Origin of the sequence: Microbulbifer bruguierae (assembly GCF_029869925.1) — a bacterium.
Lineage (GTDB): Bacteria > Pseudomonadota > Gammaproteobacteria > Pseudomonadales > Cellvibrionaceae > Microbulbifer > Microbulbifer bruguierae.
In genome coordinates this window covers 1,249,427-1,270,448 of the sequence record NZ_CP118605.1, presented here as the reverse complement: position 1 = coordinate 1,270,448, position 21,022 = coordinate 1,249,427, and the positions used below count along the sequence as shown (strand labels likewise).

The window sequence follows — 21,022 nt, the reverse complement described above, 5'->3', positions numbered from 1 at the left end:
GTATTTTAAGTGGGTTTTCGCTTCCTATGCAGCGGCGTTTGGCTTGTACTTGCTAGTCTCTATATTGCTTCTTCCGTTGGTTGGGTACGAATTACTTCTGAGCATGACTGGCCCCAAAGGGCCACTTTATCTCTTAGGCCTAATGGTGGTTACGGGCCCTATAATTTTTAAAAGGTTAAAGTAAGTGCCGAGCCTACGTTATAACAAGCCGCAGCAATCGCTCCCGTTGGTCGCTGGGACAGTCAAAACGCTGCGCTTTTTTGCCTGCCCCTGTGCGGGGCGTTAAGCATCACAAGTAATGAAATTCTTACCGCTCATAATTGGAATTTTTCCTGGCCTGTTGCTAGCCAGTACGACCCCTTTAGATAAGGAAATTGTCCAAGTAAGAGAATGTGGCATGGAACAAAGAGATGGCCGTGGGCAGTTGCTTCCAATAGCTGTTTCAACTCCGCTTGAGTTAAATTGCCTCAATTGCAAAATTGAGTTCAATTTTAATGTGGCTGCAGGTGGAGGCTATCCAACCAATGTGAGTGCCAAATCCAGCGGCATATCAAAAAAGCAGGAAAATCGGTATAAAAATACGTTTTCTCGTGGCTGGGCATTTCCAGGTTGTAGCCATAAAGGCAAAGCCAGAGGTTTTCAGGGAGAGCGCAGGGCCTTCAATGCTTAACAAGGCGAGGCAATTCGTTCCGGCCCTGCGGGCCTCCACCGGACAGCTTACTTTGTGCACTTTATGCGCAGGTCGCTTCTCTCCCATTTTCGCGCATAAAGCGCCCAAAGTAAGCTGCCGCTGCTCGCGGTGTTAAGTGTCTATGAGCGTTGAAAATCCAAAAGAATTTTTTGTCCTGATTTTAGTGGTGTCGATTGTCGCTCCACTTTTTGTGCGAAAGTTGGCGCTAGATATTCTCCGATTGTTCTATGAAGACGACTATCCCGGAAATTACTGGGCTGATTACGTGGAGAAGGGGGAGTATCGAAAATCTAAGCATGCTTTTGAAAAGGTTGTTATCGAAGTATATTTATTTCTAGATAAAGTGTTGCTAGCGAAAATAAAGAGTATTCCTATATTAGTCGCTATTTTTTCGGGGTTCTTTTGTTTCTGGGTAATCTACAAAATATTGAACACTTAACAAACGCAGGCAGTTTGCTACGGCCCTTCGGGCCTCCGCGGGACGCCCAACGCTATGCACATTTTGTGCGGGTCGCTGCGCTCCCAGTTTCGCACAAAATGTGCATAGCATTGGTCGCCCCTGCTGCGGGCGTTATGGCTCGCAAAGGAATTCGAGTATGGAAACTAGATCTAATAGAAAATGGATGTATCAAGTAGGGCTTATTTTTCCAGTCGTTTCAGCAGCACTTTTTATCCTGGCCTTCTTGAGCGGATCACAGTCGATATTACGGTTGCACCTAATTTCGTTTGGGTATTTACCCTTTTTGGGGCTAGCTTTTGCAGTATCCTATCTATGTTTTTGTATTATCGATAAAATTCGATATGCCACCTCTGGCTCTAGAAACTTACTTGCCGGTTCTCTACTGGTACTACTTTATGGGTTATGGTTGTGGGCACTTTCGAAGTACTGAGTGGCCTCAGCCATAACAAACAGCGGCAGAGCGACAGCCAACGCTACGCACCTTTTGTGTTACTCGCTGGCGCTCAAACATTAACACAAAAGGCGCTCCGCGCTGGCTGCGCCTGCGCTGGGCGTTATGGTGCCGGTCGCTAAAAATTAATATTTGTGCGGCTTCAATTTTTGCGCACAGTTTTGGCATCCAGCATTTGGCATTTTGCTAGGGCACATTCAAGCGGTTTCGTTCCTAGAGTGTTCGCTAGGGTTCGGTAGAATAGGGAAAATCCGCTGCAGTATTGTGGCGTGCTAATAAGATAAAAACAGGTGGGGGAAATTGCGGTATTCTTTCCTCGTTTTACTCGGGCAGTGGCCAGCCAAGCCGTGGCTGGCAGCGTGCCAGTAAGTGGGTCCGCAGCGCGGCCAGCCATAACCAGGCGCTGCAGGGGACGGCTTACTTTGTGCACCTTTTGCGCAGGTCGCTTCGCTCCCATTTTTGCGCAAAACGCGCCCAAAGCAAGCCGCCCCTGAGCGCGGCGTTATGAAGCTTCTCAACTATGAGCAATAAACAAAAAGAAGTAGTAGAGGAAGTGTTGGTAAAGGATGCCCGCCGTGCTCTGTGGGTATTGGGTTGCATCAATTTACTAGTACTGTTCTTCTTTCTAGCCGAAGGTTTCGAGAGCGAAATAGTGATTGTCGGATTGGTGGCGCAGGGAATAATTTTTGTATTTTGGCTAGTGCCAGTTTTTTTGTACCAGGTATTGAGGCAAAAGCTATCCCTCAAAGTGGCTACCTATAAAGCTCTTTCTTCGTACAGGAATGCCATGGATCAAGTCTCGTGGTAGGGCTCCATAACAAGGCCGGGCAATTTACTCCGGGCCTGCGGCCCTCCGTGGGACAGCTTACCTTGTGCACGTTTTGCGCAGGTCGCTGCGCTCCCATTTTTGCGCAAAAAGCGCACAAGGCAAGCTGCCCCTGCCGGCAGCGTTATGTTTCCGCTGTAATGAGTAAGTAGTAAATGGAAAACGGTCTTTTTTATTTTGCAATTGCCGGCTTTTTCGGGCTTGCCGTTTGGCAACTTTTCACAAAAAACGGTAGGGGCAAGGTCTTAGGCGGCTCAATAGTCGAGACTCTATCAGAGCAAGTTGTGTACAAAAAAGGAGCAAAAACAACAGAAATCACAGTCCATGTAATTGCTCATGGTATGCCTCAGAAGTTGGTCGGCATTGAGATAAAAGAAAAAGCATTCGCAGGGTTTAGTCTGAAACCCATTTCTTTATCCAAGGCTGAAGCCCTTCGTCTCGCTAAACTATTGACCGAAGCGGCGCAAAAAACATAACAATCGCAGGCAGTTTGCTACGGCCCTTCGGGCCTCCGCGGGACAGCTTACCTTGTGCACGTTTTGCGCAGGTCGCTACGCTCCCATTATTGCGCAAATCGCGCACAAGGTAAGCTGCCCCTGCTGGCGGCGTTAAGTTTTTCTAGTCATGAAGCTAGCAAAATATTTATTTTCAGCATTGGCCTCAGTATTTGCCGTGGCGGTCGGAAATCACTGGTGGTTCGCCAAAATCTGTTTGCATTCTGGCGGTGTGTTAAGTGAAATCGGTTACGGTTGTATGCGTAGCAACGGGTATGAACCAGCTAGAGTCGTAGAGCTGGGTGTTTGGGTACTCAACGTTTATGTTTTGGTGGTTCTTTTCTTTGTTGTTTCATGGTGTATTGGTAAGGTTACAGCTCTGAGTGGCCCCAAAACTTAACAAACGCAAGCAGGATGCTCCGGCCCTTCGGGCCTCCGCGGGACGCCCAACGCTATGCACATTTTGTGCGGGTCGCTGCGCTCCCAGTTTCGCACAAAACGTGCATAGCATTGGTCGCCCCTGTTGCGGGCGTTATGTGATAGTGCCATGAAAAACCAGACGGAACTGAGAACATTTATTGGTATAGCGCTAGTCATATTCGGCCTATCATGTTTGATCTGGACGATATTGTCGCTTTTTGGTCTAGGTAGGTGTTCGGAAAGCGCAGACTCATATTGTACCGGCTGGGCCAAGCTAGGAATTTTCTTATTGGCTCCACCAGCTCTTGGGTTGCTGTTTGGTGGGGTAGCGGTACTCAAGAAATGGAGCAATTGGTTTCTTTTGGTCCCAATTTTCGGGGTGGTGTGGGTTGTATATTGGCTCTAGCAGTAAGTGCACATAACAAGCAGCGGCAGAGCGACAGCCAACGCTACGCACCTTTTGTGTTACTCGCTGGCGCTCAAACATTAACACAAAACGTGCTCCGCGCTGGCTGCGCCTGCGCTGGGCGTTATGCATCACGTAGGAAGAAGTGAATGGCAATAAAGTGCCCTCAGTGCAAGTCGAAAAAAGTAGATGAAGTGGTACCATTTAGTTTTTCTAAATCGCGCTGTCCGGATTGCGGTTTTGAGTACATATTAAGTATTTGGTATCGCCTATCTATCCATGCATTCTTGTGGTCGTTACTTATCTTTTTAGTAATTCCTTTTAACTTTATTGTTTCAGCTGATAGTGTATCTAATGCGGTAGGGTTTACCTTGGTCGGATTGATGATGGTTTGTCCTATGGTGTACTGGTATGTCACGTATACATACTATCGAGTAGAGAGTCCCAATAAGGTAAGTACAGCCAACTTTTTGATTTTTTGGATTCTTACCGCGGCAACGTTTGCCCCGGCAGTGATCTACGTAGCAGGCTCCAATGCATAACAAACAGCGGCAGAGCGACAGCCAACGCTACGCACCTTTTGTGTTACTCGCTGGCGCTCAAACACTAACACAAAAGATGCTCCGCGCTGGCTGCGCCTGCGCTGGGCGTTATGTGTAGTCGAGTATGAAATTAATCTTCTCCACCATAGTTCTTGTTTTATTGATGGCGATATCTTTTTCCTTAGGCATGAAGTGGGAAAAATATCGAATTTTGGAGTCGGATAGCTTGGAACTTAAGACTCCGTTCGTTCTGCAATCGGAAAAAGGCAAAGGCCAATTGCCTGTCGGTACTATTTTGTATCCATATTCATCTGGGCCTAGCATAGATACATTTGTTATCTTCGTTAACACTAAGAACTTGAATGCATTAGAACCATTTTCATTTGAGAAACCTTTTACCATGGTTCCATTGGATGCATACCAAAAGTGAAACACATAACAAGGCCGGGCAGTTTGCTCCAGGCCTACGGCCCTCCGCGGGACAGCTTACCTTGTGCACATTTTGCGCAGGTCGCTGCGCTCCCATTTTCGCGCAAAATGCGCACAAGGCAAGCTGCCCCTGCCGGCGGCGTTATAGCGCAGTTAAAAATAACTTCGGTAGAGGGATTGTATGAGTGGGCCAGCTAAATCAGGGGCAATAGTCTATTCAAATAATTTTATAGAGCTATCTAAGTTCTACAGAGAATTTTTTGAAATGTCAGTTTTAAGAAAAACAGATGATTTTGTGAGCTTGGATAAGGATGGTTTTAATATCATTGTTCATTCTCCTCCATTTGAATTGCCTCCATTGGAATTTAGTGCTGTTAAATTATTCTTCACTGTCAGTAGTATTCAAGAGGCTAAGCGGAAGATCGTTGAGTTCGGAGGGCAAGCCTTCGAAGGTGAGTGGTCAAACCCGATATTTAAAGTGTGCAACATTTCGGACCCTGAGGGTAACCAGATTCAGTTGCGGGAGTTCACGCTATAACAAAGCGCTGCAGGCCGACGGCCAACTTTGTGCACTTTATGCGCGGTCGCTGCGCTCCCATTATCGCGCATAAAGCGCCCAAAATTGTCCGCGGCTGAGCGCGGCGTTAGGCAGCCTTATTTCGGAGTATTTATGCAGGGATATGCAAAGTGGTTAAAAAATTACTGTAAATCCTCTGAAGATCCCTATATTGCGGATTCAGAAAAGATGCTCACCTACTTCTATGGGATGGACAAAAAGATACCTGATAAATATGGTTGGAAATATACGAACGTAGATTCATTTAAGAATGAGTTACAAGCCGCCAAATCCGTAAGTGAGGCGAACCGAATCTATTGGGAAGATCAGTTTAGAAATATAGAATCCTTTAACATCGCAACTGTATGGAGGACGTCTGAACTTCTGAGATGCGCGGTTAAGGCTTTAAATTCAAAAGATCTCGTGCCCGCAGCTGTTCTTTCAAGATCTTTATTAGAAATAGCCGCCTCACATATTTATAATGCAAATATCATCCGTAAGGAGTTTGTTGATATTACTTTTCCGGAGAATGCCTTGGTGATGAGTGAGGAACTGGAAAAGCTGATACTGAAAATGGTTTGGGGTACTAGGTATGGTGATCCTGAAGAGTACCGGAAGCAAAAAAACGTTCTTACCTATATACAAAAAATATCAAAAAATAAGAATGCGGTAGATCTTTTGGATATTTATGAATACCTTTGTGATGTGGCTCATCCAAGCTATTTAGGTTCGGCGAAATATTGGTCTTCAGTAGATAAAAAATATCCAACTGGCGCAGAGTTGAGGCGCATAGAAAGGAACGCAGAAGGCCCCGGATCAGATGGGATACTTTATCGGGTGGTTTGGAGTTTAGGTTGGTCTTCTGCAACTATTAGGAATGCCTTTGAGATGATCCAAGAGGGTGGTGGGATTCTGCTCTCTAAGGTTCGTGGCGCCTAACAAGCGGTTGTAGGCGCCGCGAAACGCGCGGCTGGGACGGCTTACGCTGCGCTTCAGCCGCCCCTAAACCGAGCGTTAGGGCTTTTTTCTAATAAGGAGAATAGAAATGTCTTTTAAAGAATTGCCGAATTGGATTTTGGGCTGTGCTGGGGTTCTAATCGCTTCCATTGTTATTTGGATGGCAGTAACAGGAACCAAGGTTGTTATAGGTGACAAGGATATTGGATTTGTGAAGCCCGCGCCAATTGTGCCTATAGATGATGCAGAATCGGTCTGGGCATTCGAGTCCCTAGTCTTAAATGTGCTTGAAGTGGAAAAATATTTAAACTCTAAAAAAGTCCCTCCTGAGGCCCTTCAGGCATCGTTTAAAAATATTGAGAATAAAAACTGGGTTAACCTTTGGATTAGAAGCGATTTCGAGCCAAATGATAAAAAATGGAAAATCGAATACATACCAGCATCAACGGGGCATGGAAATCAGATTTCTTTGCTTTTGCGTAAAAAAAATGTAGTGCTAATTGGATATACGCATAATTCAAAGCATTTTTATTACGCGATAAACTCTTGACCCGCAGCCCTAACAAGGCAATGCAGTCGACCCTCAAAGCTATGCTTCGTTTTTGTGGTCGCTGCGCTTATACCACAAAACCTCACTCCGCTTTGGGGCGGCTGATTGCGGCGTTATGTGTAAATCGAGATTCTGACTTATGGAAGCAAAAGTAGCTGTATTCGGGATATTAAGATTTCCGCCTGAGAATGTTCAAAGCGTATTACCTCACTTGAAAGAATTCGTTCAGGCTACACAAGACAATGATGGCTGCATTCTCTATGAGGTAGCCGAAGACCCTTTCGATCAAGGGCTAATACGTTTTTCTGAAGTGTGGCCTGATCGTGAAAGTTTGGAAAAACACTTGGTCGCTCCTCATATCGGGCCGTGGAGGGAGCAAGCTAAAAAATATGGCCTAATGGAACGAGTATTTAATTCTTATGATATTTCATCAAGATCTATACCCGTTTAAAGTAAAAACACATAACAAACCGGTCAAGTCCCCTCCGGGCCTTCGGCCCTCCGCGGGACAGCTTACCTTGTGCACGTTTTGCGCAGGTCGCTGCACTCCCATTTTTGCGCAAAACGCGCACAAGGTAAGCTGCCCCTGCTGGCGGCGTTAGAACTTAATCGGGAATTTACATGCTATTGGGAAGAATTTGCGGAGTGGTTTTAGCGATAGTCTTTTATCTCTCGCTTTCTGGAAGAATTGACGGATTTAATGGCTTGCATGAGGCAGTAAATAATTCCGCCACATTTCCCTATACTAGATGGAGCTCATATATATGGGCAGTACATTTCATGGCGATTGGTAGTGTCATATTCCTCATATTTCCAGGCTTTTCAGCAGATAAGCTGAGCCCCAAAAATTCTGTAACTGGCGGTGACATTCTTACAGGTGGTATATGGCAATTTTTCGGTTGTTTGCTGGCTGTTCTGGTTTTCCTAATTTTATGGCTATTTCAGAGCAATACGTTCTAACAAGTGACTATGGCTCTGAGTCAACCGCTTAGATCATATTTCCCTCCCAGGCAGTACCATTTCGTACCATGCTGTTGAGGATAACAATCATCTTGCGCATGCATGCCACCAGAGCAACCTTCGGCCGTTTGCCGGCTGCTCTGAGTCGCTCATAGTAGTCTTTAAATTTCTTGTTGCACTGGATGGTCGACATCATCGCCATAAACATAACCGTGCGTATCTGATGACGTCCACCGCGTATTCGGCGAAGGCCCTGGTAGCGGCCGCTCTCTCGGTTGATCGGTGCCACCCCGACTAGTGCGGCGATCTCTTTGTTATTCAAGGTGCCGAGTTCTGGAAGGTCGCTAAGTAATGTGTAAGCCATGACTTTGCCCACACCGGGTACACTTTGGAGAATTTCATTTTTCTCTTTCCAGTCATCAGCTTGGGCGATCATGGCATCAAGGGCAGCGTCAATCTTATCGATCTGCGCTTTGATAGTTTTCAACATGGTATTAATGTTGGTGCGGAGTTCTTTGGGCATGATGGATAGACGGTTCTTCTCCATTGTTTGCATTTCCATCAGCTGCCGACGGCGAACCAGTAAGTCACTGATTTTTCGGTCGTTTTCTGGTGCCACAGCTGTTTGAGCGGGCTTGATGCTCTCGCCAAAGTGGGCGATCAGCTGAGCATCGATTTTGTCTGTTTTCGCGAGCTGCCCAATGGCTCCAGCAAACCGCCGTACATGAAGAGGATTGGCGACAACTACAGGTAGCTTATGTTTTGCAGCGGCGAACACGAAGGTGTGCTCCAGGCGGCCTGTGGCTTCAATAACGATACGTGTCGGCGTATGTACTTTGATGCGCTTGATTGCTTCGCGTACACCTTTAGCATCATTGCTGACAGTAAAGTATTCGCCGAGAGGGCGGATATAGATATCGAGCTGGCTCTTGCCGGTATCTATCCCTACATTGACTTCATTGTCTTGTGAGTAGTTCATTGGTAAGTTAACTCTTGCTTGCTATACGAGCTCGAGGCCCTGATGACTATTCGAGTTGTTACTTTGAGTTTATGCGGCGTTCCCACTTGTTAACGGTCTCTCGACAGAGGAGCCAGGCAGGCATCGAACTACCGCATAAAAGGCCTCTGGTTGCAGCCAGAGGTGGGCCTCAATTTTGCCCGTTTGAGAGAGCATGTACACCATACAATCGCAGGCAGCTTACTAGGAACCTAACCCGCTTTTGCACACACCTCCATCTAACTGAATTGGAGGTGTCAAATGGCACGAAGAAAGCACTACAACCGCTACGACGATGATTTCAAGGCAACAGCGGTCTCGCTATCCGAGATTCCTGGCGTGTTGGCCAAGCACGTGGCTTAAGCTCTCGATATCCATGAGGTGATGCTTTATCGTTGGCGCATGGAGATGCGGCGGGGACAGATCATGGCCAAAAAGAAAAACATACAGATAGATCCTGAGGTTAAATCAGAGCTGAAACGACTCAGGAAGCTGGAGCGGGCGCATAACCTGCTCCAGGAAGAGCATGCCCTTTTAAAAAAAGCCATCCAATTCTCTTTACAACAAAAAGGGAAATCTTCGAATTCATAGACGAGCACCGGGGAAAGCACAGCATTAGCATGATGTGCCGGCTTTATGGTGTTACCCGGGATGGGTACAACTCGTGGCGTCGCCGCGGTGCATCTAACCGTGAGCGAGAAGATAGCGAGTTATTTGAGCATGTAAGGTCAATATTTAACCGACATGACGGTTGCTATGGCAGCCCTAAAATCACGCAGGAGCTTAAAAAGAAGGGTATTCACGTTGGCCAAAAGCGTGTCGCGAGAATCATGCGAAATCACGGTCTCAGAGCTGTTAAATCAAGGATTTACACGGCTAGGCCGGGTACGTATAAGCATGTCTACGGGATCAAATGCAAGATAGAAGGCATTAAGTTAACACGGCCGAATCAGCTCTGGGTGGGCGACGTCACCTACATCAAACTGAAAGATGGTAGCTGGCAGTATTTATCTGTAGTCATGGATCGCTTTAGCAGGAAGGTTGTTTCTTGGTCTCTGAGTGATCGCAGGGACGTATCTCTGACGCTATCTAGCATCGATAGGGCGGTACGAAACCGCGGGCATCACCGGGAGCTGATCTTCCACTCTGACCGCGGCAGCGAATATCTATCAGGGCAGTACCGCGAGCGCTTACGACGGTATGGTATCAGCCAGAGTATGAATCGCTTTAAGAATATGAATGACAATGCCTTCATGGAGTCATTCTTCCATCAGTTTAAGACTGAAAGGATTAAGCGCCAGGTCGTCGAATCGGCAAAACAGCTAAGATCGACAGTGACCGAATATATGCGCTACTACAACAATCAGAGATCGCATTCTTCAATTGGGTATGTTTCCCCTCAAGAATTTGAGTGTAGAATCAATTGCTAACAACTAGGTGTGTGCAAAAGCGGGTTAAGTTCCGAGTCAACCGCTTAGGTCATATTTCCCTCCCTGGCAGTACTGTAGCGGCACACTGAATTTGCGGGAATCTTGACGTATAAAGTGCAGAAGGGCATTCTTTGAGGAACTCGTAGTGTGGGAATTGTACGCAGGACTATGTAGTTCAAATTGGCTACTGAATAGTGATTAAATGTAGTCAGCTTGACATGTTTGACTGTAGTTTTTTCTTTTCTGCCATGCATAACTTTTGTTACGTTTGAAACTGTTTGGGTGATACAGGATTTTTAGTCCTTCCGATAGTGAAAAAAAGCTAGCTTAAAAATTGATTATGGATGAACAATTGCATGGACAATTTGGGTGATTTCTATATTTATAGCTCACGACATAAAAAGAAAGCACCTGCTCGGTGCTGTATTGTTGAGCTGGAAGACGTAATTATAGATGAATTTAATGCCAAGTTGGTTTCCGCTGGAAGTGAAATCGAGCAAGGTGGCATCCTGTTTATAGCTACTCTCTCTGTATATGAAGTAGTAAATGCTTTGAAATCTCTCCCGCTATCAAAGTTTAGCCGGATTTATGTATATGTATTTGATGCGTTTCCCGACTCGGTAGAAATAAAGCGGTCTCGGTGGAGTAGAGAGCTTTCGAGTAGTTATCGCATAATCAGAAAAATTACTCATATGTTTGTGCCCTTCAAACATTCATTAGACTCTTTTCGAGAGTTATTTCAAATTCCTGTTTCATACGTACCGATGGCTGCTGATGTGGTTAATTATGGCGGCTACGATGAAGGTAAGGTGTTTGATGTTAATGGATATGGTAGGCAGCCAAAGGAATTAACCAGTTTGCTGTCAGAGAAATTTAATATGCGGGAAAGTGATCGTGTTTTCTTGCACACCAATCACGCGGGTATTTCAGCGATACATAATTTATACCAGCATAGGAAGCTGTTTTGGAAGTTGTTAAGGAAAAGTCGGATTTCGTTATTGTTTGATTCGCTGCATACCCCACTAGATAGAGGGTTTCCTTTTTCATTTGTTCCTCAGAGAATGTTTGAATCTATCGGTGCCGGCTGCGTTGTCGTAGGCAAGCGTCCCACTTGTCCCGAAATGAATGAATTGTTCAATTGGCCTGATTCGGTAATTGAACTTCCCGACGACAGTACGGAAATGGTCGATTTTATAGAATATTTGCTGGATGAATATGATCTTGAATCAGTAGGTCGACGCAATTATGAAAATGCTTTGGCTCTCCATGACTGGAGGCACAGAATTCAGGATATGCTAGGGTTTATGGAACGGTAGCCTTAGTAAGCCAATGGCTAGCGGATATAGGTGGTTGCGGGCGTATGGCTGGACTTTTTAGAATGGCTTTACGATTCGTTGTCTGATGATTTTTGATTTGATGCGGTTATTTGAATTCCGCGAAGAAAATAACATTTAGAGGAGAGGGTTTTAGTGCTATTTGTTGTTTTTGAATTTACGCATAATTAGTGGCAGAAGTTTAAATTTGGGACGATGTATAGGTTTCCTTGTTGAGTCCATGTTCTGGCATTTATATCCATACATTCCAAATGTTTCTCGTCTGCAAAGGTTGAATTCTTTCGAATTCTAGGCGATTGAGGAACTCTGTCAGCTGCGCGCCACCGTGCACGAACAGGTGGTCCTGGAAGCTGGTCAGTTCAAAGTCGAAGTGCGGCTCATAGGCGGGGGGAATATCCCGCCTAGCCCAGCGGTTGCCGTCCGGGGCCAGTGTCGGCCGTCTTCCGAGTACCAGACATCATTGGTCTCGTGGTTGTAGTAGCCGACTTCATCCGGGACATAGCCGCTGGTGATCCACAGCTTGTCGGCAAACGCGGCCATGGCGAAGTTCAAGCGTTCCTCGAATTCCGCGCTGTCGGCAGCGTAGGTACCGTCGGCCGCCTGGTTCGCCGTGATGATGGTGGAATCCGGCGCGACCGCCGTGATAGCGCCTCTCTCATCCACCGTGGCTACTGATGTATTACTGCTGGAATAAAGGATGGCACCAGTACCGGAGCCGCCGGCAGGATTGAAAATTGCCTGGCCAACCACCAGGTGCACCGCGTCTCCCTGTAGTGGACTGGGACGCCGCTCAGTACTTTTACGCTGGCTCACAAGAAAGAAGTAACGGGCGCCAACGTTCAAGCCTATCATGGGACCGGTGAAAAATACCTGACCGCTCCCAGGGAAAATTAGAGGAAGGCGGGGCGCAGGGTAGACTGCTGGTATATATGCGCCGGATAGTGGCGGCTAATGCAAACTGTCAGGTGTGAAGGCCGGACATTACGCTCCGTGCGAATGCCGGACTTTCGGAGCGGACCAGGGAAAGGACGATGAAATTCACCCGATCATATCTATTGATGCATTGCTGATTATTTCAGTACTCGCTCTAGCGCAGGATGCTGGACCTCAGCTAGTTTCTGTTCAACCGGCTCCACTTGAGAAGGCCCCTGGCAAGCGAGACTTAAGCAGCTGTCGCCCCCGTTGGCGATATCTGGATGGAATCCATGGCGCAGCGCCCGGATCTTGACCTCTATATGCCGGATAGCCATCACCCCTACCTTTCGGCGGCGTTAAACAAAGGAGTGTCAAAATGCTTGTTACCATTTTAGGGTGCATGATTTTTTTCATAAGCGTTCTACAAATCCGATTTCCCAATTTAGCGGGTGCTTTGAAAGAATCTGAGCCGGTAATGTGGAAAACCGTGGGTTCGCCTTCAGGCTTTTCATTTTCCGACCTGGGAAATACGCTATCGCTATACAGCTGGGTTCTCTCTCGAAAATTTTTAGGTTCAGATAGCTCGAGAGTCCTGAGAGAAGGGGAGAGGGCTTTTATAAAAGCTCGCCGAATCCAATATCGTTTAATTTTAGGTCTCGCCTTTTCTTTTGTCGGGTTGGTGATGAGTCTTGTGCAGTCATTCGTTTAACATTCACAGGTAGTTTGCTGCGGCCCTTCCGGTGTCGCAGTCGTCAGTTCCGAATCTGACTAGTCTGTGGGCGTGTCAGCCCATACACTGTCGATATGTCATAGCCAGAGCAGTGAACAGACAGTGCAGCCAGATCCAGTCATTTGTCACAGCGCCCGCCTCGCCAGGGACAGGCGCTTCGACGGTCGCTTCTACACCGCGGTAAAGACTACGGGGATTTTTTGTCGCCCTGTATGCCCGGCGCGTCCGCCGCTGGAAAAGAATGTGGAATATTTCGTGACCGCTGCAGAAGCTGCCGCCGCGGGCTATCGGCCGTGCCTGCGTTGTCGCCCGGATGCCGCTCCCGGCAGCCCGGCCTGGGGGCTGGTATCCACTACGGTGAAACGGGCCCTGAGCCTGATGCGTGCGGAGCGCGAGGCCCAATCCATCGAACAGCTGGCAGAACGCCTGGGTATCACCAGCCGCTATCTGCGCAAACTCTTTGCTGAACATATTGGCCTGAGTCCGCTGGAGGTCTGGCAAACGGAACGGGCGCTGTTTGCGTTCAGTCTGTTGCGGGACACCAGTCTGCCGATTGCGGAGATTGCGTTTGCGGCGGGGTTTAACAGTCTGCGCCGGTTTAATGGCGTGTTCAAAAGCATCTATCAGCGTACTCCCACTGAGGTGCGTCGAGAGTCTGCCACTGACAATGGTCCAGGCGAGCGCGCCAGGCCTATCCAGATTTACCTGAGTTACCGTCCACCCTTCGATTGGCCCGCATTGCTCGCGTTTTTCGCCGCGCGCACCCTGCCCGGAGTGGAGCAGGTCATTGCCGGGGAAAGCCCGGAGCAGGGTAAATATCTGCGCAGTTTCCAGTTGCTCGGCCAGCGCGGAGTGTTGTGTGTGGCCCATGAGCCGGACAGGGGGCGGTTGCGGGTCAGTGTCCATGGCGATGGTTGTGGTGCGGTACTGTATCCGCTGCGGGAGAAACTGCGGCGGCTGTTCGACCTGGATGCCGACAGTGAGGAAATTCGCGAGCACCTGCAGGTGGATCCGCTGCTGAAACAAGTGTTGAGGGTCAGCCCCGGTGTGCGCCTGCCGGGGGCCTGGGACCCGTTCGAATACACGTTGCGGGCAATTCTCGGGCAGCAGATTTCGGTTGCAGCGGCCACCACCATCGCCGGACGTGTGGCCAGCCGCTATGGCGAAACCTTCAATGGGCCTGAAGGTGAGGCGCTGCTGTTATTCCCAACCGCAGAGCAGCTGCGAGGTGCGGATTTCTCGGATATTGGCGTGACCCGAGCGCGAGCAAAGACGCTGCAGACATTTGTCACTGCCGCGCTCAGTGGCGAGGTCGATTTCAGTGAGCCTGATCTGGAGACTTTCTGCGCACAGATGACGGCTCTACCGGGTATCGGCGACTGGACTGCGCATTACACCGCGATGCGCGGGCTTTCCATGCCCGATGCGTTTCCTGCATCGGATCTCGGCATCCTGATCGCTCTCGGCGATGGCGAACGCAAGGCGACGCCCAGGCAGGCCCTCGCCCGTGCGGAGGCCTGGCGCCCGTGGCGGGCCTACGGTGCACTGCTGCTGTGGCAGTCACTCAAACTGGATACAAAGAAAGGGGAGTGAACATGATCCGATATCAAATCTACCCCAGCGCCTTCGGTGAACTGGGGATCGCTGCCAGCGATATTGGCCTTGTTGGGATTGATCTGCAGGCGGGCAAGCGGCCTCTGCCGGTGAAAGCTGGTTGGCAGCTGGGGGCTACCCGCCTTACCGATGCGGCGTCGGAGCAGTTGGCTGCCTATTTCAGCGGTGAATTGCAGTCCTTCGACTTGCCCCTGGCTGCGGCCGGCACGCCGTTCCAGCAATCCGTATGGCGCGCGCTGTGCGCGATACCCTTTGGCGAAACCCGCAGTTACCGTGAGCTGGCAGAGGCCATTGGCAACCCGAAGGCGGTGCGGGCCGTGGCGAGGGCCAACGGCGCGAACCCGCTCTCGATTGTGGTGCCCTGTCACCGGGTGATTGGCGCAGACGGCACTCTGACGGGCTATGCAGGCGGGCTGGAGATGAAGGCGCGGCTGCTGGCACTGGAAGGGGCGCTGATCGGTTGAGTTGTCTGATTGGTCACAGGCCGGAATGGTACCCCGAGGGTGGCAATCGGGGGCCTTGGGCGGGATAATGCCCGGCTGATTTTCCCGTTTACCCACGCTTCTCCCGGAGGTCGAATGCTGTACAGGTTGGGCGATAAACAGCCGAGGCTTGAAGGCGAGGGCCACTATATTGCGCCCGGTGCCCGGGTGATCGGCCATGTGCTGATGGAGTCACACAGTTCGGTGTGGTTCAACGTGGTGATTCGCGGGGACAATGACCTGATTACCGTTGGTGAGCGGGCCAACATCCAGGACGGCTCTGTGCTGCATTCGGACCCGGGCATGCCTTTGGTGGTGGGTCCCGGGGTGACGGTGGGCCACAAGGTGACGCTGCACGGTTGCCAGATTGGCGAGTATTCGCTGGTCGGCATGAACGCGGTGGTGTTGAATGGAGCAAAAGTCGGTCGCTGTTGCATTATCGGTGCGAATGCGCTGGTGACGGAGAATGCGGAGATTCCGGATTTTTCGCTGGTGCTGGGTAGCCCGGGCAAGGTGGTGAAGACGCTGGACGAGTCCATGTTTGAACTGCTGAAGGCGAGCAGCGAGATCTATGTCGCAAATGGCAAACGTTTTTTGGAAGAGCTGGTGCCCATTGAGGTGTGAGCGATGACTGAGAGCGATTGGAGCAAGGTGAAAGATAAAGAGCTGGAAGCTGCGTTTGAGTTTCCGGTGAAATCCCCGTGTGTATCGGTTTGCGCGTTGAATCGCGACGACATATGCGAGGGCTGTTTCCGCTCCGGCACTGAGATCAGTCAGTGGGGGCGGATGAGCAATACCGAGAAGACGCGGGTTTTGCAAAAGTGCCACGAGCGGGCGGTGCAAATGCGCCGCGTCTGGTGGACGGACTGAGCCAGCGCTAGCTTCGCTGAAAAGCCTATTGCCTGTTTAATTTTCAGATTTGCACTTCGCCAGAATTGCATTTAGCCAGAATTGCATCTTGTACCGGGGGATACAGCCTTCAGTACATACCCGGGTCAGCGCTTAAAACTGCCTCCGGGCCAGGAAAAGAACGATAGAGAATGACCCAACCCTTCGTACATCTAAGAATCCACTCCGAATATTCCCTGATCGATGGCCTGGTGCGTATCAAGCCCCTGATCGGTCGTCTGGCTGAGCTGGAAATGCCCGCGGCGGCGATTACGGACCAGACCAACTTCTACGCGCAGGTGAAGTTTTACAAAGCCTGCCTCGGAGCTGGGATCAAGCCAATTACCGGTGCGGATTTCTGGTTGCGTGAGGGTGGGGAAGAGCAGCCGACGCTGCTGACGCTGTACGCACTCAACGGTACAGGGTATCGCAATATCACCGAGCTGATCTCCCGTGCCTGGATGGAAGGGCAGTACCACGGGCACGCGTATATCCAGCGCGAATGGGTGAAAGAGTACGCGGAAGGTGTGTTGATGCTCTCCGGCGCCAAGTACGGCGATGTGGGGCGTGCGCTGATTGCCGGGCGTACCGCGCAGGCGGAAGTTCTGGCGAATGAGTGGGCGAGTATTTTTCCGGACCGTTATTATCTGGAGTTGCAGCGGACTGGGCGCCAGGGCGATGAAGATTACCTGCATTCGGCGGTGAAACTGGCTGGCCAGCTCAACCTGCCCGTGGTCGCCACCAATGATGTGCGCTTCCTCGAAGACAGCGAGTTTGAAGCCCACGAAGTGCGCGTGTGTATCCGCGAGGGCCGCGCGCTGGATGATCCCCGTCGCGAGCGCCGTTATTCTTCCGAGCAGTATCTGCGTACACCGGAAGAAATGCAGGAGCTGTTCAAGGATATTCCGGAAGCTCTGGAAAATACGGTAGAAATTGCCCGCCGCTGTTCCTCGCCGATCCAGCTGGGTAAATACTTCCTGCCCCAGTTCCCGATTCCGGAGGGCATGACGGAGAACGAGTTCTTCGAAAAAGTTTCCTTCGACGGTCTTTACGAGCGGTTGGAGACTATTCTCGATAAATCCGCGCCGGATTATGAGGCGCGCAAAAAAGAGTACGAAGATCGCCTGCGTTTCGAGCTGGATATTGTTATCCAGATGGGATTCCCCGGTTACTTCCTTATCGTGATGGACTTTATCCAGTGGGCCAAGGATCACAATATTCCCGTTGGCCCTGGGCGAGGTTCCGGTGCCGGCTCGTTGATTGCCTATTCGCAGAAAATTACCGATTTGGATCCGCTGCAGTATGACCTGCTGTTCGAACGATTTCTAAACCCGGAACGGGTTTCCATGCCCGACTTTGATGTTGACTTCTGTATGGAGAAGCGCGACCGGGTAATTAACTACGTTGCGGAAAACTACGGCCGCAACGCGGTAAGTCAGATCATCACCTTCGGTACCATGGCGGCGAAGGCGGTGGTACGGGACGTTGCACGGGTACAGGGTAAGTCGTACGGCCTTGCCGACAAACTGTCGAAAATGATTCCCGCCGACGTGGGCATGACCCTGCAGAAAGCCTTCGAACAGGAAGAGATACTGCGCGAATTCCTGGAGAATGACGAAGAAGGCCAGGAAATCTGGGAGATGGCCCTGCAGCTGGAAGGTGTTGCCCGTAACGTGGGTAAGCACGCCGGTGGTGTGGTTATTGCGCCCACCAAACTCACCGACTTCGCACCGCTGTACTGCGACGAAACCGGTGCGGGCCTGGTTACCCAGTTCGACAAGAACGACGTGGAAGATGCGGGCCTGGTGAAGTTCGACTTCCTTGGCCTGCGTACTCTGACCATCATTGACTGGGCCAAGGTAATGGTGGACGAACAGCGCGCACGGGAAGGCAAAGAGCCGCTCGTGATTGAAGCGCTGCCGCTGGACGATGTGGAAACCTTCAAGCTGATCAAGCGCGCAGAGACCACCGCGGTATTCCAGCTTGAATCCCGTGGTATGAAGGACCTGATCAAGCGCCTGCAGCCGGACAACCTGGAGGATATGATCGCCCTGGTGGCCCTGTTCCGCCCGGGTCCGCTGCAGTCGGGCATGGTGGACGACTTTATCAACCGGAAGCACGGTCGCGCCCAGGTCGCCTATCCGGATGCCAAGTATCAGCACGAAAAACTGAAACCCATTCTCGAACCCACCTACGGCGTTATCGTTTACCAGGAACAGGTAATGCAGATCGCCCAGGAACTTGCCGGTTATACCCTCGGCGGCGCGGATATGCTGCGCCGGGCCATGGGTAAGAAAAAGCCCGAGGAGATGGCCAAGCAGCGCAGCACTTTCGAAGAGGGCGCTAAGTCTGAGGGTGTCGATCCCGAGCTGGCGATGAAGATCTTCGATCTGGTGGAGAAGTTCGCCGGTTACGGCTTCAACAAATCCCACTCCGCCGCGTACGCACTGGTGTCTTACCAGACCGCCTGGCTGAAAGCGCACTATCCGGCGCAGTTTATGGCCGCGACCATGTCGTCGGACATGGACAAGACGGATAAGGTGGTGACGTTCATCGAAGAATGCCGGGCGATGAAACTGGACCTGGTGCCGCCGGATGTGAACCTCGGCAACTACCAGTTCTCCGTTCCTGTTTCCGACAATGGCGACAACCGCATCATCTACGGCCTCGGCGCCATCAAGGGGCTGGGTGAAGGCCCGATCGAAAACATCATCAGCGAACGGCAGAAAAACGGGCCGTTCAAAGACCTGTTCGATTTCTGCTCCCGCGTTGACCCGCGCAAGGTCAATAAGCGTGCACTGGAGGCGCTGGTGCGCTCCGGTGCCCTCGACAGCATCGGCCCGGATACATCCAGTGCCGACGGCCTGGATTATTCCCGCGCGGTGCTGTTCAACGCGCTGGACGAAGCGGTGAAATCCGCGGAGCAGCAGAGCAAGAACGACAGCGCCGGCATGATGGACCTGTTCGGCGAAGTGGTGCGCTCCGCTTCCGATGGCGATGTCTATGAAGACTTCCGCAAGGCGCGTCCGTGGAGTATCCGCGAGCGCCTGGAGGGCGAGAAAAATACTCTTGGTTTGTATCTTACCGGGCACCCTATCGATGAGTACGAGGAAGAACTCAAGCACCTGGTGAAGGCGCGCATTGCCGACCTGAAGCCCGGGCGCGACAACCAGAAAGTTGCCGGCCTGGTGGTGGGCATGCGAGTGATGAAGACCAAGCGTGGTGATTCCATGGCCATTGTCACCCTGGACGACCGCAGCGCACGAATCGAGGCGGCGGTGTTCAGCGAGGCCTTCGGGGAGCACCGGGAGAAGCTGGTTAAAGACTCGCTGCTGGTGCTGGAGGGCTCCATCTCTCATGACGATTACAGTGGCGGCTTGAAAATGAGTGTCAACAGCGTGTCGACGCTGGATGACTTGCGCAGTGGCAGCGTGATTGGGGTAACCCTCAAGGTTGATTGTGCCCAGGCGATGCCGAAGCTCGGCCAACGCCTGAGCAGTTGTCTGCGCCCCTATGTGGGGGGCAGTTGCCCGGTTCACGTGGAAGTGGAACGCAGCGATGCCCGCGGTACCTTCCGCTTGCCCGACGAGTGGAAAGTGGAACCAAACGACCAGCTGATCCAGTCCCTGCGGGAAGTGGTGGGCAGGGAGAGGGTGCAGCTCAACTACACTTCTCGGCAATGAGTGCGCTGTGCACTCGACTGAGTGGTCCTATCCCGGTAAGCTAGCCGCCATTTGAAGTAGACGAGGCCTGTTTGCGACCATTTTGGGTACATTGGTCGCATTTCCCAGCTTTTTGGCAGGTCCATAGAATGATCAAGGCGCGAAATAAATGAACTTCAGTTTTCTTGAGTTTGAACAGCCGATTGCGGAACTGGAAGGCAAGATCAAGGAACTTCAGCATGTGGGCGACGATAACGAGCTCAATATTGCCGAAGAGATCACCCGCTTGCGGGAAAAGAGCGAAAAGCTCACCGAATCCATCTATGCCGATCTGTCGCCCTGGCAGGTTGTGCAGGTAGCACGCCACCCGCAGCGTCCCTATGCCAAGGATTACATCGAGCGTATTTTTACCGACTGGGACGAGCTCCACGGCGACCGCCACTTTGGTGATGACAAAGCGATCATCGCCGGTATCGCCCGCCTCGAAGGCCGCCCGGTGGCGGTCATCGGCGAAGAGAAAGGGCGTAACGTCAACGAAAAGGTAAAGCGCAATTTCGGCATGCCGAAGCCTGAGGGTTACCGCAAGGCGCTGCGTGTCATGGAAATGGCAGAGCGCTTCAGGATGCCGGTACTTACCCTGATTGACACCCCCGGAGCCTACCCGGGGATCGACAGTGAAGAGCGCGGCATCAGCGAGGCGATTGCAAAAAATCTGGCGGTAATGTCCCGCTTGCGCACGCCGATCATCTGCACCGTAATCGGTGAGGGTTCTTCCGGTGGCGCGTTGGCGATTGGTGTAGGTGACCAGCTGAACATGCTGCAGTACTCCACCTATTTTGTGATTTCTCCGGAAGGCTGCGCGAACATTATCTGGAAAACCGTGGAGAAGGCGCCGCTGGCAGCTGAGGCCATGGGGGTGACTTCTGGTGTGCTGGAAGAGCTGGGTATTGTGGACGAAACCATCCCCGAGCCCCTCGGGGGCGCCCACCGCGATCCGGACCTGATGGCGGCGCGTCTGCGGGATCGTTTGTCCGAGCAGCTGGACAAGCTCAGTGCCGTGCCCATCGAGGATCTGCTGGCGAAGCGCTATCAGCGTCTGATGAGTTACGGCAATGTGACTGGCTGATAGCGGAAAGCAGCAATTGCGGGCGCTATTCGATAGCGCTAAAACAACAACGGCAACTTCGGTTGCCGTTGTTGTTTTAGCTATGCCAATTTTCTAATTAAC

At 51.0% G+C, this 21,022-nt stretch carries 22 protein-coding genes; 20 read left to right on the top strand and 2 right to left on the bottom strand.

Annotated elements, in window-relative coordinates:
* Nucleotides 1-397 precede the first annotated feature (397 nt).
* From PVT68_RS05405 to PVT68_RS05360, 10 genes are all read left to right on the top strand, one after another.
* Complete coding sequence (locus tag PVT68_RS05405; RefSeq protein ID WP_280321633.1) at nucleotides 398-670, top strand: hypothetical protein; 273 nt, start codon at nucleotides 398-400, stop codon at nucleotides 668-670.
* Between the two features lie 142 nt (nucleotides 671-812).
* Complete coding sequence (locus PVT68_RS05400; RefSeq protein ID WP_280321632.1) at nucleotides 813-1,130, top strand: hypothetical protein; 318 nt, start codon at nucleotides 813-815, stop codon at nucleotides 1,128-1,130.
* A gap of 992 nt (nucleotides 1,131-2,122) precedes the next feature.
* The gene (locus PVT68_RS05395; protein ID WP_280321631.1) at nucleotides 2,123-2,410 is read left to right on the top strand and encodes a hypothetical protein; all 288 of its coding nucleotides are present in this window, start codon (nucleotides 2,123-2,125) and stop codon (nucleotides 2,408-2,410) included.
* A gap of 173 nt (nucleotides 2,411-2,583) precedes the next feature.
* Nucleotides 2,584-2,904 (top strand): hypothetical protein, encoded by a 321-nt coding sequence (locus tag PVT68_RS05390; protein ID WP_280321630.1) that lies wholly within the window; start codon nucleotides 2,584-2,586, stop codon nucleotides 2,902-2,904.
* A 148-nt stretch (nucleotides 2,905-3,052) separates the two neighbouring features.
* Nucleotides 3,053-3,322, top strand: a complete 270-nt coding sequence (locus tag PVT68_RS05385) for a hypothetical protein (RefSeq protein ID WP_280321629.1) — start codon at nucleotides 3,053-3,055, stop codon at nucleotides 3,320-3,322.
* Nucleotides 3,323-4,414: 1,092 nt separating this feature from the next.
* Nucleotides 4,415-4,720: a hypothetical protein gene (locus tag PVT68_RS05380; protein WP_280321628.1), complete on the top strand. Its 306-nt coding sequence runs from the start codon at nucleotides 4,415-4,417 to the stop codon at nucleotides 4,718-4,720.
* 180 nt (nucleotides 4,721-4,900) lie between these two features.
* Complete coding sequence (locus PVT68_RS05375; protein ID WP_280321627.1) at nucleotides 4,901-5,257, top strand: VOC family protein; 357 nt, start codon at nucleotides 4,901-4,903, stop codon at nucleotides 5,255-5,257.
* A 132-nt stretch (nucleotides 5,258-5,389) separates the two neighbouring features.
* On the top strand, nucleotides 5,390-6,214 hold the full coding sequence (locus PVT68_RS05370) for a hypothetical protein (protein WP_280321626.1): 825 nt from the start codon (nucleotides 5,390-5,392) through the stop codon (nucleotides 6,212-6,214).
* 106 nt (nucleotides 6,215-6,320) lie between these two features.
* Entirely contained in the window at nucleotides 6,321-6,782 is a 462-nt protein-coding gene (locus tag PVT68_RS05365; RefSeq protein WP_280321625.1) for a hypothetical protein, read from the top strand.
* A gap of 139 nt (nucleotides 6,783-6,921) precedes the next feature.
* Nucleotides 6,922-7,233, top strand: a complete 312-nt coding sequence (locus PVT68_RS05360; protein WP_280321624.1) for a putative quinol monooxygenase — start codon at nucleotides 6,922-6,924, stop codon at nucleotides 7,231-7,233.
* A gap of 537 nt (nucleotides 7,234-7,770) precedes the next feature.
* On the opposite strand, the gene PVT68_RS05355 is transcribed toward PVT68_RS05360, so the two are convergent.
* On the bottom strand, nucleotides 7,771-8,721 hold the full coding sequence (locus tag PVT68_RS05355; RefSeq protein WP_280321623.1) for an IS110 family RNA-guided transposase: 951 nt from the start codon (nucleotides 8,719-8,721) through the stop codon (nucleotides 7,771-7,773).
* A 444-nt stretch (nucleotides 8,722-9,165) separates the two neighbouring features.
* On the opposite strand from PVT68_RS05355, the gene PVT68_RS05350 reads away from it, so the two are divergent.
* From PVT68_RS05350 to PVT68_RS05345, 3 genes are all read left to right on the top strand, one after another.
* Nucleotides 9,166-9,330 carry a hypothetical protein gene (locus PVT68_RS05350; protein WP_280321622.1) on the top strand — a complete coding sequence of 55 codons (165 nt, stop codon included), beginning with the start codon at nucleotides 9,166-9,168 and terminating at the stop codon, nucleotides 9,328-9,330.
* On the top strand, nucleotides 9,291-10,169 hold the full coding sequence (locus tag PVT68_RS18400) for an IS3 family transposase (RefSeq protein ID WP_407666142.1): 879 nt from the start codon (nucleotides 9,291-9,293) through the stop codon (nucleotides 10,167-10,169). Before PVT68_RS05350 ends, PVT68_RS18400 begins: the two co-directional genes overlap by 40 nt.
* A 356-nt stretch (nucleotides 10,170-10,525) precedes the next feature.
* Complete coding sequence (locus PVT68_RS05345; RefSeq protein ID WP_280321621.1) at nucleotides 10,526-11,485, top strand: glycosyltransferase; 960 nt, start codon at nucleotides 10,526-10,528, stop codon at nucleotides 11,483-11,485.
* 372 nt (nucleotides 11,486-11,857) lie between these two features.
* Here PVT68_RS05345 and PVT68_RS05340 read toward each other — a convergent pair whose 3' ends face one another.
* The gene (locus tag PVT68_RS05340; RefSeq protein WP_280321620.1) at nucleotides 11,858-12,355 is read right to left on the bottom strand and encodes an Ig-like domain-containing protein; all 498 of its coding nucleotides are present in this window, start codon (nucleotides 12,353-12,355) and stop codon (nucleotides 11,858-11,860) included.
* 439 nt (nucleotides 12,356-12,794) lie between these two features.
* Between PVT68_RS05340 and PVT68_RS05335 the strand changes: the two genes are divergently transcribed.
* From PVT68_RS05335 to PVT68_RS05305, 7 genes are all read left to right on the top strand, one after another.
* Complete coding sequence (locus tag PVT68_RS05335) at nucleotides 12,795-13,127, top strand: hypothetical protein (RefSeq protein WP_280321619.1); 333 nt, start codon at nucleotides 12,795-12,797, stop codon at nucleotides 13,125-13,127.
* Nucleotides 13,128-13,193: 66 nt separating this feature from the next.
* On the top strand, nucleotides 13,194-14,741 hold the full coding sequence (locus PVT68_RS05330; RefSeq protein WP_328517463.1) for an AlkA N-terminal domain-containing protein: 1,548 nt from the start codon (nucleotides 13,194-13,196) through the stop codon (nucleotides 14,739-14,741).
* A gap of 2 nt (nucleotides 14,742-14,743) precedes the next feature.
* Entirely contained in the window at nucleotides 14,744-15,226 is a 483-nt protein-coding gene (locus PVT68_RS05325) for a methylated-DNA--[protein]-cysteine S-methyltransferase (protein ID WP_280321617.1), read from the top strand.
* Between the two features lie 114 nt (nucleotides 15,227-15,340).
* Nucleotides 15,341-15,868: a gamma carbonic anhydrase family protein gene (locus tag PVT68_RS05320; protein WP_280321616.1), complete on the top strand. Its 528-nt coding sequence runs from the start codon at nucleotides 15,341-15,343 to the stop codon at nucleotides 15,866-15,868.
* A 3-nt stretch (nucleotides 15,869-15,871) separates the two neighbouring features.
* The gene (locus PVT68_RS05315; protein ID WP_280321615.1) at nucleotides 15,872-16,114 is read left to right on the top strand and encodes a DUF1289 domain-containing protein; all 243 of its coding nucleotides are present in this window, start codon (nucleotides 15,872-15,874) and stop codon (nucleotides 16,112-16,114) included.
* Between the two features lie 170 nt (nucleotides 16,115-16,284).
* Nucleotides 16,285-19,815 carry a DNA polymerase III subunit alpha gene (gene dnaE / locus PVT68_RS05310; protein WP_280321614.1) on the top strand — a complete coding sequence of 1,177 codons (3,531 nt, stop codon included), beginning with the start codon at nucleotides 16,285-16,287 and terminating at the stop codon, nucleotides 19,813-19,815.
* A gap of 148 nt (nucleotides 19,816-19,963) precedes the next feature.
* On the top strand, nucleotides 19,964-20,920 hold the full coding sequence (locus PVT68_RS05305; protein ID WP_280321613.1) for an acetyl-CoA carboxylase carboxyltransferase subunit alpha: 957 nt from the start codon (nucleotides 19,964-19,966) through the stop codon (nucleotides 20,918-20,920).
* Nucleotides 20,921-21,022 lie beyond the last annotated feature (102 nt).

Excerpts from the sequence above, each read along its gene's own strand:
- PVT68_RS05360 (WP_280321624.1), top strand. The coding sequence starts at position 6,922 with ATGGAAGCAAAAGTAGCTGTATTCGGGATATTAAGATTTCCGCCTGAG.
- PVT68_RS05340 (WP_280321620.1), bottom strand. The coding sequence starts at position 12,355 with ATGATAGGCTTGAACGTTGGCGCCCGTTACTTCTTTCTTGTGAGCCAG.
- PVT68_RS05390 (WP_280321630.1), top strand. The coding sequence starts at position 2,584 with ATGGAAAACGGTCTTTTTTATTTTGCAATTGCCGGCTTTTTCGGGCTT.
- PVT68_RS05375 (WP_280321627.1), top strand. The coding sequence starts at position 4,901 with ATGAGTGGGCCAGCTAAATCAGGGGCAATAGTCTATTCAAATAATTTT.
- PVT68_RS05355 (WP_280321623.1), bottom strand. The coding sequence starts at position 8,721 with ATGAACTACTCACAAGACAATGAAGTCAATGTAGGGATAGATACCGGC.
- PVT68_RS05400 (WP_280321632.1), top strand. The coding sequence starts at position 813 with ATGAGCGTTGAAAATCCAAAAGAATTTTTTGTCCTGATTTTAGTGGTG.
- PVT68_RS05380 (WP_280321628.1), top strand. The coding sequence starts at position 4,415 with ATGAAATTAATCTTCTCCACCATAGTTCTTGTTTTATTGATGGCGATA.
- PVT68_RS05385 (WP_280321629.1), top strand. The coding sequence starts at position 3,053 with ATGAAGCTAGCAAAATATTTATTTTCAGCATTGGCCTCAGTATTTGCC.
- PVT68_RS05345 (WP_280321621.1), top strand. The coding sequence starts at position 10,526 with ATGGACAATTTGGGTGATTTCTATATTTATAGCTCACGACATAAAAAG.
- PVT68_RS05365 (WP_280321625.1), top strand. The coding sequence starts at position 6,321 with ATGTCTTTTAAAGAATTGCCGAATTGGATTTTGGGCTGTGCTGGGGTT.
- PVT68_RS05350 (WP_280321622.1), top strand. The coding sequence starts at position 9,166 with ATGGCCAAAAAGAAAAACATACAGATAGATCCTGAGGTTAAATCAGAG.
- PVT68_RS05370 (WP_280321626.1), top strand. The coding sequence starts at position 5,390 with ATGCAGGGATATGCAAAGTGGTTAAAAAATTACTGTAAATCCTCTGAA.
- PVT68_RS05395 (WP_280321631.1), top strand. The coding sequence starts at position 2,123 with ATGAGCAATAAACAAAAAGAAGTAGTAGAGGAAGTGTTGGTAAAGGAT.
- PVT68_RS05305 (WP_280321613.1), top strand. The coding sequence starts at position 19,964 with ATGAACTTCAGTTTTCTTGAGTTTGAACAGCCGATTGCGGAACTGGAA.
- PVT68_RS05325 (WP_280321617.1), top strand. The coding sequence starts at position 14,744 with ATGATCCGATATCAAATCTACCCCAGCGCCTTCGGTGAACTGGGGATC.
- PVT68_RS05335 (WP_280321619.1), top strand. The coding sequence starts at position 12,795 with ATGCTTGTTACCATTTTAGGGTGCATGATTTTTTTCATAAGCGTTCTA.
- dnaE (WP_280321614.1), top strand. The coding sequence starts at position 16,285 with ATGACCCAACCCTTCGTACATCTAAGAATCCACTCCGAATATTCCCTG.
- PVT68_RS05405 (WP_280321633.1), top strand. The coding sequence starts at position 398 with ATGGAACAAAGAGATGGCCGTGGGCAGTTGCTTCCAATAGCTGTTTCA.
- PVT68_RS05320 (WP_280321616.1), top strand. The coding sequence starts at position 15,341 with ATGCTGTACAGGTTGGGCGATAAACAGCCGAGGCTTGAAGGCGAGGGC.
- PVT68_RS05315 (WP_280321615.1), top strand. The coding sequence starts at position 15,872 with ATGACTGAGAGCGATTGGAGCAAGGTGAAAGATAAAGAGCTGGAAGCT.